The sequence below is a fragment of the Dickeya zeae NCPPB 2538 genome, assembly GCF_000406165.1.
In the GTDB taxonomy this organism is placed as follows: Bacteria; Pseudomonadota; Gammaproteobacteria; order Enterobacterales; family Enterobacteriaceae; genus Dickeya; species Dickeya zeae.
Genome location: NZ_CM001977.1, coordinates 2,575,321 through 2,587,622 on the forward strand (window position 1 = coordinate 2,575,321; position 12,302 = coordinate 2,587,622).

At 57.4% G+C, this 12,302-nt stretch carries 10 protein-coding genes; 6 read left to right on the forward strand and 4 right to left on the reverse strand.

Annotated features, from left to right (window positions below; genetic code table 11):
* Positions 1-87: 87 nt before the first annotated feature.
* From hlyD to clsB, 6 genes are all read left to right on the forward strand, one after another.
* Positions 88-1,092 carry a secretion protein HlyD gene (hlyD, locus tag DZE2538_RS11265; protein ID WP_038916368.1) on the forward strand — a complete coding sequence of 335 codons (1,005 nt, stop codon included), beginning with the start codon at positions 88-90 and terminating at the stop codon, positions 1,090-1,092.
* Positions 1,082-2,833: an ATP-binding cassette domain-containing protein gene (locus DZE2538_RS11270; RefSeq protein WP_038916369.1), complete on the forward strand. Its 1,752-nt coding sequence runs from the start codon at positions 1,082-1,084 to the stop codon at positions 2,831-2,833. The genes hlyD and DZE2538_RS11270 overlap by 11 nt, the downstream gene beginning before the upstream one ends.
* Positions 2,817-4,007: an ABC transporter permease gene (locus DZE2538_RS11275; RefSeq protein WP_038916370.1), complete on the forward strand. Its 1,191-nt coding sequence runs from the start codon at positions 2,817-2,819 to the stop codon at positions 4,005-4,007. The genes DZE2538_RS11270 and DZE2538_RS11275 overlap by 17 nt, the downstream gene beginning before the upstream one ends.
* A 55-nt stretch (positions 4,008-4,062) precedes the next feature.
* The gene (locus DZE2538_RS11280) at positions 4,063-5,169 is read left to right on the forward strand and encodes an ABC transporter permease (RefSeq protein ID WP_038916371.1); all 1,107 of its coding nucleotides are present in this window, start codon (positions 4,063-4,065) and stop codon (positions 5,167-5,169) included.
* A gap of 91 nt (positions 5,170-5,260) precedes the next feature.
* Positions 5,261-6,031, forward strand: coding sequence for an endonuclease/exonuclease/phosphatase family protein (locus DZE2538_RS11285; protein WP_038916372.1), 771 nt, complete (start codon positions 5,261-5,263; stop codon positions 6,029-6,031).
* Complete coding sequence (gene clsB / locus DZE2538_RS11290) at positions 6,028-7,239, forward strand: cardiolipin synthase ClsB (protein WP_038916373.1); 1,212 nt, start codon at positions 6,028-6,030, stop codon at positions 7,237-7,239. Before DZE2538_RS11285 ends, clsB begins: the two co-directional genes overlap by 4 nt.
* 393 nt (positions 7,240-7,632) lie before the next feature.
* On the opposite strand, the gene DZE2538_RS11295 is transcribed toward clsB, so the two are convergent.
* The 4 genes from DZE2538_RS11295 to DZE2538_RS11310 form a co-directional block, all read right to left on the reverse strand.
* Positions 7,633-8,343, reverse strand: a complete 711-nt coding sequence (locus tag DZE2538_RS11295) for a Bax inhibitor-1/YccA family protein (RefSeq protein WP_012885126.1) — start codon at positions 8,341-8,343, stop codon at positions 7,633-7,635.
* A 193-nt stretch (positions 8,344-8,536) separates the two neighbouring features.
* Positions 8,537-9,571: an ABC transporter ATP-binding protein gene (locus tag DZE2538_RS11300; RefSeq protein WP_038914176.1), complete on the reverse strand. Its 1,035-nt coding sequence runs from the start codon at positions 9,569-9,571 to the stop codon at positions 8,537-8,539.
* Positions 9,568-11,070 carry an ABC transporter permease gene (locus DZE2538_RS11305; protein ID WP_236306849.1) on the reverse strand — a complete coding sequence of 501 codons (1,503 nt, stop codon included), beginning with the start codon at positions 11,068-11,070 and terminating at the stop codon, positions 9,568-9,570. The genes DZE2538_RS11300 and DZE2538_RS11305 overlap by 4 nt, the downstream gene beginning before the upstream one ends.
* Positions 11,071-11,194: 124 nt before the next feature.
* Positions 11,195-12,211 (reverse strand): iron ABC transporter substrate-binding protein, encoded by a 1,017-nt coding sequence (locus tag DZE2538_RS11310; RefSeq protein ID WP_023639956.1) that lies wholly within the window; start codon positions 12,209-12,211, stop codon positions 11,195-11,197.
* Between the last annotated feature and the right edge of the window lie 91 nt (positions 12,212-12,302).

The window sequence follows — 12,302 nt, forward strand, 5'->3', positions numbered from 1 at the left end:
TCTTACAGTGATGCCATCGTCCAGTCGGGATAGGTCATCCCACGCTCGGTGGGCACCACCAGACCTCAAGAGCACATTGGGAGCGCTATGAATAAGAAAACAGGACTCTGGCTGGCACTGGCGGTCATGATTATCGCGGCCGTCGGTTACGCCCTGGTGCAGCATCGTCATCAGCAAAATACGCCGTTAACGCTGTACGGCAATGTGGATATCCGCAGTGTTAATCTGGGTTTCAGGGTAGGTGGACGCGTGGCGGCACTCAATGTGGATGAAGGCGATGTCGTTCAGCCCGGTCAACAATTAGCCAGGCTGGACAGCGCGCCGTTGCAAAATGCGCTGCAACAGGCGAAAGCCAGCGTCGCCAACGCACAAGCACAGCTGGCGCTATTACAGGCAGGCTACCGCAGCGAAGAAATCGCGCAGGTACGCTCTCAGGTGGAGCAGGCGCAAGCCGCCTACGACTACGCCAACAGCTTCTACCAACGACAGCAGGGACTGTGGAAGCAACACACCCTCGCCGACAACACGCTGGAAGACGCCCGCTCAACACGCAATCAGGCTCAGGCAACATTACAGGCCGCGCGGGAAAAACTCAGCCAGTATCAACGTGGTAACCGACCGCAGGAAATCGCTGCCGCCGAGGCTGCGTTGGCACAAGCGCAAGCCGCCGAAGCACAGGCACAACTCAATGTGCAGGATACCCATTTGTATGCGCCGTCCCCCGGCGTGATCCTCACCCGTGCGGCCGAAGTCGGCAGTATGCTTAATGCGGGCAGCACCGTCTTTACCCTGTCGCTGACCCACCCGGTGTGGATTCGCGCTTACGTCAGTGAACCGCAGTTAGGGCGTGCCGCACCGGGGGCAAAGGTGCTGATTTACACCGACAGCCGTCCGGGACGCCCTTATCATGGTCGTATCGGCTTCGTCTCACCCAGTGCTGAATTTACGCCCAAGAGCGTTGAAACCACGGCACTTCGCACTGACCTGGTGTACCGGCTGCGTATCATTGTGGACGATGCAGACGACGGTTTGCGTCAGGGAATGCCGGTCACACTCACGCTGGAACAGGATAACGCCTCACATGACCAGTGATGTACCGCTTATCCACCTTGATGCGCTGGAAAAACGCTTTGCTGGCCGGGAAAAACCGGCGCTGGCGCAACTGAGTGCGGATATTCGCGCCGGAGCGGTCACCGGGCTGGTAGGGCCGGACGGGGCGGGCAAAACCACACTATTGCGCATGCTGGCCGGGTTGCTAACCCCCAGCGCAGGCACCATTCGGGTGATGGGGCTCGACCCGATAGCCGATGACCGACAGCTACATGCCAGACTGGGCTACATGCCGCAGAAATTTGGTCTGTACGAAGACCTCACGGTGATGGAAAACCTGACACTCTACGCCGACCTGCGGGGCATTACCGGTGATACCCGACGTGCCACCTTTGAGCGGCTGTTGCAGTTTACCGATCTCACCCGTTTTACCACCCGGCTGGCTGGCAAACTCTCTGGTGGTATGAAGCAAAAGCTGGGGCTGGCTTGTACGCTGCTGGGGCAACCCAGCGTATTGCTGCTGGATGAGCCAGGCGTCGGTGTCGACCCCATCTCCCGTCGTGAGCTGTGGCGCATGGTGCACGAGCTGGCGGATGATGGCATGCTGATTCTGTGGAGCACCTCTTATCTGGATGAAGCGGAACAGTGCCGCGATGTCCTGTTACTCAACGACGGCGAACTGCTCTACCGGGGCGCGCCCGCCGACCTGACACAACAGATGGCAGGCCGCTGCATTCTGCTCGACCAGCCGGACAGTAATCACCGCCGCCTGCTACAACAGGCGCTGCGCCAGTCACAGGTGAGCGATGGGGTGATTCAGGGGCGCTACGTGCGGTTGATTCTCAAACCACAGGCAGACCGCGACGCCTTACTGCATGCCCTCAACCTGCCACCGGATCGGGTGCAAAATACCGCACCACGTTTCGAGGATGCGTTTATTGACCTGCTGGGAGGTGGCCCCAGCGCCACCTCGTCACTGGCGGCGATTTTGCCGCAACTGGATACCCATCGACGGGAAACGGTGATCGAAGCGCGCAACCTGACAAAAAAATTCGGTGATTTTGCCGCCACCGACCAGGTAAATTTTCAGGTTCGTCGCGGTGAGATCTTCGGTTTGCTGGGGCCAAATGGTGCCGGTAAATCCACCACCTTTCGTATGATGTGTGGCCTGCTGACACCCACCGATGGTCAGGCGCTGGTGCTGGGTATGGATCTCAAAACTGGCTCCGGGCGAGCACGTCAGCACCTCGGTTATATGGCGCAAAAATTTTCGCTCTACGGCAACCTGACGGTAGAACAGAACCTGCGCTTTTTCTCCGGCGTCTACGGCCTGAGCGGCCGACGTCAGCAGGAAAAAGTGAACAGCATGGCGCTGGCGTTCAATTTCCATCCCATTTTCCAGCAAACACCGGATTCGCTGCCGCTTGGCTTTCGCCAGCGGCTGGCGCTGGCCTGCGCGTTAATGCACGAACCGGATATCCTGTTTCTTGACGAACCCACCTCCGGCGTCGACCCGTTCACCCGACGGGAGTTCTGGCAGCATATCAACGGCATGGTGGACAAAGGCGTGACCGTCATGGTCACCACCCATTTTATGGATGAAGCCGAATACTGCGACCGTATCGGGTTGGTATACCGGGGACGGCTTATCGCCAGCGGCACGCCGGACGATCTCAAGCGGCAGGCGGCCTGCGACGACACGCCAGAGCCAACCATGGAACAGGCGTTTATCACGCTGGTACAGGCTTACGACCGGGAGGTGACGCATGCCGCAAGACCTTGATGAAGAGCACCTTGATAACCAGAGCCTTGATAAAAAACACCTTAACGATCAACGTTTTTCCTGGCGACGGCTGCGCGCGCTGTGTCTGAAGGAAACCCGCCAGATCCTGCGCGACCCCAGCAGCGCACTGATTGCCTTCGTCATTCCACTGTTGCTGCTGTTTATTTTCGGTTATGGCATCAACCTCGACTCCAGCCGTTTGAACGTCGGCGTGTTGATGGAGCAGCACAGCGCCGAAGCCAATAGTCTGGCGCGCGCCTTTACCGGTTCACCCTTTTTGGCCGTCACCCTGAGCGACAACCGCCCGGCGCTGATAGAGAAGATGCAAGCCGGGCAAATTCGCGGCTTAATCGTGATCCCCGCCGACTTCGCCACCCGTCTGGCGCGGCCACAAGACTCGGCACCGATTCAGGTGATCACCGATGGCAGCGAACCTAATACGGCGCAGTTCGTACAGGGCTACGCCCAGGGGGTATGGCAACTGTGGCAGCAGCAATACGCGCAAGACAACGGCAGCCATTACCAACCGCTGATTGACGTACAGACCCGCTACTGGTTCAACGCTGCCGCCATCAGCCGCCATTTCATCATTCCCGGTGCCATCACCATCATCATGACGGTGATCGGCGCTATTCTGACCTCACTGGTGATCGCCCGCGAGTGGGAACGGGGCACCATGGAGGCATTATTATCAACCCAGGTCACCCGCGCAGAACTGCTGCTCACCAAATTGCTCCCCTACTACGTGCTGGGCATGATTGCCATGGTGCTGTGCGTGGTGGTGGCGGTATTTGTACTCGGCGTACCGTATCGTGGTTCGCTGTGGCTACTGTTTGGCATGAGCAGTCTGTTTCTCGCCAGCACGCTAGGTATGGGGTTGCTGATTTCCACCCTGACCCGTAACCAGTTCAACGCCGCGATGGTGGCGCTGAATGCGGCGTTTTTGCCCGCGGTGATGCTGTCCGGGTTTATCTTTGAAATTCACAGTATGCCGGTGTTGGTACAGGCGGTATCGTACCTGATCCCCGCACGCTATTTCGTCAGCACACTGCAAACCCTATTTTTAGCCGGGAACATCGGCAGCGTGTTGCTGATGAATCTGTTGTTTTTGATGACATCAGCGGTGTTTTTCATTGGCCTGACTGCCTGGAAAACCCGGCGGCGGCTCGATTAGATCCGAAGCACGATCATGGACAGTAACGCCCTGAGCGGTACGGAGGGAAAAGCGTATGTTGCATCGCCTGTGGACGCTGATCCGCAAAGAACTACAGTCATTGCTGCGCGAGCCACAGACTCGCGCCATCCTGGTATTACCGGTACTGTTGCAGGTACTGTTGTTCCCGTTCGCCGCTACGCTGGACGTCACCGACGCCACCATCGCCATTTACAGCGAAGATAACGGCGCGGCATCCGTCGAACTGACGCAGCGTTTCGCCAGCGCCAGCGCGTTTTCGCAGGTCATCATGTTGCACAGCCCGCAGGCAATCGCCCCCACGCTTGATGACCAGCGCGCGCTGCTGCTGGTGCGCTTTCCCGCTGATTTCTCCCGCCAACTGGCAAACGGTTCGCCGACCAGTCTCCAACTGTTGCTTGACGGACGCCATTCCAACAGTGCCCAAATTGCTGCCCGCTATATTCAGCAAATCGTGCAGGACTACCAGCAGGAGCTTATTAACGCCCCGACGCTGACGCACCAAAGTCACCTGGTGATTCGTCACTGGTATAACCCGAATCTGGATTACAAGTGGTTTGTGGTGCCGTCGCTGGTGGCGCTGATCACCACCATTGGTGTCCTGATCGTCACCGCGCTGTCAGTGGCCCGTGAGCGGGAACAAGGGACGCTGGAGCAGTTGCTGGTGTCACCGCTCTCTACCGGGCAAATTTTTGTCGGTAAAGCCGTGCCAGCGCTGATTGTCGCCACCGTACAGGCCAGTATCGTGCTGGCAGCCGGAATCCTGGCTTATCGCATTCCGTTTTCCGGCTCGCTGTTGCTGTTCTACCTCAGCATGTTGGTATACGGGTTATCGCTGGTGGGGTTTGGGCTATTGATTTCCGCGCTCTGCTCGACCCAACAGCAGGCCTTCATCGGCGTATTCGTTTTCGTGATGCCAGCTATCCTTCTCTCCGGCTATGTCTCTCCGGTTGAGAACATGCCGATGTGGCTGCAACAGCTCACCTGGGTTAACCCGGTGCGCCATTTCACCGACATCACCAAACAGATCTATCTGAAAAACGCCAGCCTGAGCATCATCTGGCATGGTTTATGGCCGTTACTGACCATTACTGCGACCACTGGCAGCGCGGCTTACGCGCTATTCAGGCACAAGATAGGGTAGCGCTGAGCGAATCGTTTGCTTCTGGCGTCAGCGACGACTTGCCAAATCCTGACTACACTGATTTTCAGCTACTTGGGAACGAGGGAAAGCCATGGATACCGTTTCGCCAGCGCCATTGGGGATTTCTTTCACTGTCCTCACTATCAATACCCATAAAGGGTTCAGCGCACTCAATCGCCGTTTTATTTTGCCTGAACTGCGTGATGCCGTACGTTCGGTATCCGCCGATATTGTGTGCTTGCAAGAAGTGTTAGGCCGCCACTCTACCCATCCACTACAAGTGGAGCATTGGCCGGATACCCCACACTACGAATTTCTGGCAGAAACCATGTGGAATGATTACGCCTATGGCCGCAACGCTATCTACCCGGAAGGCGATCACGGTAACGCCGTGTTGTCTCATTTCCCGATTTTTAGCTACCGCAATCTGGACGTATCGGTATCAGACAAGGCCAAACGCGGTATTCTGCATTGTGTGCTGAAAGTCCCCAACCGGGATGTGCATATCCATGTCGTCTGCGTACACCTGGGGCTGACCGCCTCACACCGTCGGCAACAACTCTCGCTGCTGTGTGACCTGCTCGCTACCTTGCCCGCTGACGCGCCGTTGATTGTCGCCGGGGACTTCAATGACTGGCAGATGAAAGCCAGCGCCATACTCAAGCGCCGCGCCGGGCTGGAGGAGGTATTCAGCCGACATTTTGGCAAACCGGCACGTACCTTCCCGGCCCGTTTCCCACTGCTGCGGCTTGACCGTATCTACGTGCGCAACGCCAAAACCAGTGTACCCAAGCTACTGCCGTCTAAACCCTGGGCGCATTTATCCGACCATGCGCCGCTGGCAGTGGAGATCCATTTGTGAGAACCGAATGGCGCGACGGTAATCACATTGAATTGCTGGTGAATGGCGACGAATACTACCCCAGCGTGTTTGAGGCTATCCGCCAGGCCCGCAATCGGGTCGTGCTGGAGACCTTTATCTGGTTTGAAGACAAAGTAGGCTACGCATTACGGGAGGTACTGATTGCCGCAGCGCGGCGCGGTGTCAGCGTGGACGCCACCGCCGATGGCTACGGCTCGCACGACCTGTCGCCCGATTTTCTGGCACCGATGATCGAAGCCGGGATACGTTTTCATTTTTACGACCCGCGCCCTCGCCTGTTTGGCCTGATGCGTACCAATCTGTTCCGTCGGCTGCACCGCAAGCTGGTGGTGGTGGACGGCCACACCGCCTGGATAGGCGGCATCAATTATTCCGCCGACCACCTGAGTGATTACGGCCCGGAAGCTAAACAGGACTACGCGGTGAAAGTACGCGGCCCAGTGGTGGATGACATCTACCGTTTTATGCTGGCAGCGCTGGTCCACGATGAAGAGCCACATCTCTGGTGGCGGCGACGTTTTCGCCGCCCGGTGCGTAATCCGCATCCCGGTAACGCACAAGCGCTGTTTGTCTGGCGCGACAATGGTCTGCATCGCCGCGATGTCGAACGACAATATTTGCTGATGCTGCGGCGTGCCAAACGCGAAGTGGTGATTGCCAATGCCTACTTTTTCCCCGGTTATCGGTTACTGCGGGCGATGCGCAAAGCCGCACGGCGGCATGTGCGGGTACGGTTGATTATTCAGGGGCAACCAGACATGCCTATCGTGCTGTTCGGCGCGCGCTTGCTCTACCCCTGGCTGGTGAAGGCCGGGGTGGATATTTACGAATACCGCCGCCAGCCATTGCACAGCAAAGTGGCGTTGCAAGATGAGTATTGGTCCACCATCGGTTCCAGCAATCTCGACCCGCTCAGTCTGGCGCTCAATCTGGAGGCGAATCTGTTCATCAACGATCGGGGCTTCAACCAGCAATTACGCGATAATCTGCACCAGTTAATACGGGAAGACTGCGTGCAGGTTGACCCGGCACAGTTACCGGCACGCTCGTCCTGGCAGGTGCTGAAAAACGTGGTGGTGTTCCATTTTTTGAAACGCTTCCCATCGATGGTCGGCTGGTTACCGGCGCATAGTCCGCAGTTAACTCAGGTGGGACACACATCGGTGGATGACAGCGAAAAGAAATGAAAAACACTAACAGAGCAATTTGCCCCGTTGGACTACTGATACCTTTTAAATATCAGACAAGAGTTGTATATCAGACAAGGGTTTTTCTGGCGTAAAAACTGTGCTGAGGCGGGCGACTTCGCCGGATGCGCGGCAGGGAAGCCGCGCAAGCCCGTGCCGCGTATGGAACGCGTCACGGGCGGTCCGAACAGCGAAGTCGAATGCCGAAGGAACCGCGTAGCGGCACAGTTTAGCCCACCAGCCAGTGGTCAAGGAGAGGCGGCGTTTGAGCCTCTCATTGTCGTGCGTGCGGTGAAGTGGCAAAGAAACCACTCCGTTTATCCCGCACGAAATCATTCACTGACCAGACAAACTTCACCGTTCATAAAACAATCCGGTTGTTTGTTAACAACCTCAACGACGGCTGCCGAATAAACGCAACAGCATCAGGAACAGGTTGATGAAATCCAGATACAACGTCAGCGCACCCATGATCGAGTACTTACGGAAGTTATCCTTGTCATCAACCGACAGCTCTTCACCGATGTTTTTCAATTTCTGTGTGTCATACGCCGTCAGGCCGACAAACACCAGTACACCGATGTAAGTGATGGCAAGTTGCAGCCCTTCACTCTTCAGCCAGAAATTCACCAGGGTCGCCAACAGGATACCAATCAGCGCCATAAACAGCATGCTGCCCAGACCGGTCAGGTCACGCTTGGTGACATACCCGTACAGACTCATGGCACCGAACATCCCGGCCGTGATCACAAACGTGCTGGCGATAGACTCACCGGAATACACGATGAAAATACTGGATAGCGTCAGCCCCGTCAGCGCGGAGTACAGCATGAACAGCGTGGTCGCTACACCACCACTCAGGCGATGCACCATGCCGGACAGCACAAACACCAGCCCAAGTTGGGCGATCACCAGTCCATAAAAGGTAATTTTGCTGGAAAACACCAGCTGCAACACCGCCGGGGTATTGGCGGCATACCAGGAGACAAACGCCGTCAGCAGCAAACCACAGGTCATCCAGCCATAGACCTGCGCCATATAGGTTTGCAGACCCGTGCTGGCTTGTTGAACGATGGAACCGTTAGAACGTGGAAATCGATCCATGATGCAACCTTTGCATGAGAAGTGAAACACAACAGGCTTACGCCCACCTGACTTTCAGCTTAACACAAAACCACGCGCACAACGGGTAACACTTTCTCAACAAGGATCGTAATTCCTGCAAAACGGAACACCGCCCGACAGGCATTCACCCGACCGCTACCCCCGCCCAATGCAACCGTTTCCCGCGCAGGGGTTAGTCAAGCCGATGCGCCCGTCCTGCCACCGTCAGATTGACGCCACAGCCCACAACAATCTCTTCCCGACTCACGCTTTTCAGTTCGATCACCTGTTCGCCTTGTGTCATGCGCAGACGTAGCGTAGAGACAAATCCGGCGAACTCAATGCCGGTCACCACCGCCTGTGGCGTTGCGTGAGGTTCGGCCAGCGTGACCTGAATCTGCTCCGGGCGCAACATGATACGCGCCACCCCGGCAGACTGATTATCATCCACTGCCACATCCCCCAGCGCACAGGCGGCACGCCCCCCAGTAAGCTGTGCAGGCAACACCAGCGTATCGCCCAGAAACGCGGCGATACCTTCATCCGCCGGGCGCAGGTACAGCGACTGCGGCGACCCTACCTGCACTAACCGTCCCTGACGCATTACCGCGACCTGATCGGCAAACGACAACGCCTCTGCCTGATCATGGGTGACCAGAATGGACGCCACACCGGCCTCCGCCAGCAGCGCCGACACCGCCTGACGGGTAGCAGCACGCAGGCCGGTATCCAGCGCGGAAAACGGCTCATCCAGTAGCATCAACGCCGGGCGTTGCGACAAGGCGCGCGCCAACGCAACCCGCTGTTGCTGACCGCCGGACAGTTCATGTGGCCACAACGCCGCCAGCCGTGAGTCCAGCGACACCATTTCCATCAACTCATCAATACGCCGCTGTTTGTCCTGCTTACTGCCCTCAAGCCCGAAACCAATATTCTGCGCCACGGTAAAATGCGGAAACAGCGCGCCATCCTGCGGTACAAAACCGATACCACGCAGGTGCGCAGGCACCCACTGATCCGCATCGGCTACAACGCGTGTTTGCAAACGCACGGTGCCTTTATCGGGCGCTTCAAAACCGGCGATGATACGCAGCAGCGTGGTTTTACCGGAACCAGAAGGGCCGACAATCGCCGTGCGGCTGCCCGGTGCGACCTGCAAGTCGATGCCATCGAGCACCGTAACGGCGTTAAACGATTTACCGATGCCATAAAGTTCGAGCGTATTCATAAGCCTGCCGTGCGTTTCGATTGGGAATAAAGCAACCAGGTCAGCGGGAGCGACAGCACCACCATAATCAGCGCATAAGGTGCGGCCGCCATATAGTCAATTTCACTGGTCAACGCCCAGAAACCGGTCGCCAGCGTCCGGGTGCCGTTGGGTGCCAGTAGCAAGGTGGCGGTCAATTCGTTGGTCACCGCCAGAAACACCAGCGCCGCCCCGGCCGCCGCACCCGGTGCTGCCAGCCTGAGCGTAATGCGCCACAATGCACGCCCCGGTGAACATCCCAGACTGCGCGCCACGTTCTCCAGCTCAACCGGCGCTTGCGCAATACCCGCGCGCAGGTTGATCAACGCCCGTGGCATAAACATCAGCACATAGGCCAACAGTAAGGTGAATTCAGTCTGATAAAGCGGTCGCAGAGTATGAATAGTCACGGTGACCAGCGCCAGCGCGACCACAATGCCCGGCAACGCGCTGGTCACGTAATTGCACCCTTCCAGCAGGCGATACAGTCGTGAGGGATAGCGTACCGACAACCAGGCCATCGGGAACGCACACAGCGTGACCAACACAGCACCGCTGATACCCAGCCACAGAGTCTGACGCAGCGCGGGCCACAGTTCGTCATTACGCCATACCTCTATGCCGCCAAGCCACAACCAGCGGGCCAGCGTCATCAACGGAACACCGAGCGCCAGCGTGGTTAACGCCAGCGGCAGTAATCCGTACATCAACGCGGCTGATGACGACAGCCGCCAGGGGGTCTGACTGCGAGCGCTACCGGAACCCACGCGGGCATAGCGCGCACGCCCCCGCGTCAGGGCTTCCAGCGATAACAGCCCCAGACAGCACAGCACCAGCACGCCTGCCAGCATGTTTGCCGCCAGGCCGTTAAACGTCGACTGGAACTGCTCGAAAATCGCGGTGGTGAAGGTATCAAAGCGGATCATGGCGTACAGGCCATATTCCGCCAGCAGGTGTAACGCAATCAGCAGCGAGCCGCCCCATATCGCCAGACGCAGTTGCGGCAGCACCACACGAAAAAAAACGCGCCAGGGTCTGGCACCCAGCGAGGTCGCCACATCTTCCAGACTGGGATCAAGCCGACGCAGTACCGCTGCCGCCGGCAGATAAATAAACGGGAAATAGGCGAGCACCGACAGAAACACGCCTGCCGCCAGGCCATTCATGCCAGGCAGCAGGCTGATCCAGGCGTAACTCTGGACAAAGGCGGGCACCGCCAGTGGTGCGGTCAGTAACAGCGACCACATCCGACGCCCCGGCAACGTGGTACGTTCGGTCAACCAGGCTAACGCTACCCCAAACAGCGTGCACAGCGGCAACGTGATCGCCACCAGCAACACGGTATTGAGCAACAGTTCCCCAACCCGGGGCCGGAATACCAGCGTCTTTACTGTTTCCCAGCCCGTAGTAAAGGTTACCCCCACGACGAAACCCAGCGGCAATAACGCCAGCAGTGACAGCAGTAGCGCCATCAGCGCCATACTGCCGCCTGCTATCCGGTACGGCTTCGCCCCCGAACGCGCTGGTGGTGGCATTCCCACACCAGCGACTTTCCATTCCACATCGGCCATCGGTCTTATTGGACTCCCGCCCTACACTGACTTATTACAGCAGACCCGCTTCGGTCATCAGCTCAACCACTTTCTTGCCGTTGAGTTTGGCAGCGTCCACGGAAGGAGCCTGCAAGTCTTTCAGCGGAACCAGTTTCGGGTTAGAAGCCGCATTGACGCCCACAGCGTATTCAAACGCGGTATTGGTGCGCAGCACTTCCTGGCCTTTCTTGCCGGTGATCCACTTCATGAATGCCTGAGCCTGTTCTTTATGCTTGCTCGATGCCAGCACGCCGCCGCCAGAGATGCTGACGAACGCACCCGGATCCTGATGCTTAAAGTAGTACAAACGGACATTTTTACTGTTTTCGCCAGTTTTCGCACCGTCGACAAACGGGTAGTAATGATAGATAACGCCGCTGTCGACCTGACCGGCGTTCACCGCTTTCATCACCGTGCTGTTACCTTTATAGGCCGTGAAGTTGGTTTTCATCGCCTTCAGCCAGTCCAGCGTTGCTTTTTCGCCTTTCAACTCCAGCATCGCGCTGACAATCGCCTGAAAGTCTGCACCCGACGGAGACGCCGCCCAGCGTCCTTTCCATTCTGGTTTCGCCAGATCCATCAATGATTTCGGTAATTGTGCTTCGGTCAGTTTTTCCGGGTTGTAAACAAATACCGTCGAACGGGCCGCGATACCAATCCAGCGCCCATGGGATGGACGGTACTGCGGCTCCACCTGCGCCAGCGTGTCGGCATCCAGCGGTGCGAACAGGTTGGCGTTATCCACCAGCACCATCGATGGCGAGTTTTCCGTCAAAAATACGTCAGCCGGTGACGCACTGCCTTCCTGCACCAGTTGGTTACCCAACTCGCTATCGCCGCCGTTACGCAGCGTCACTTTAATACCGGTATCCTGAGTGAAGCCGTCTACCCAGGATTTCACCAGGTTTTCATGCTGTGCGTTGTAAATCACAATACCTGCATCCTCCGCCTGTGCGCCGAAGGACAGTCCCATCATCAGGGAAGACGCCAGCAATGTGGCGGGGAACAGGGAAGCTATACGCCGTTTCATACCATTATCCTTTTTCACTGTATGGCAATTAACTGTATGACAATAAAAGCGAATCCGGCGAAAAATCACCGCGGCTCATTATCGTTGCATA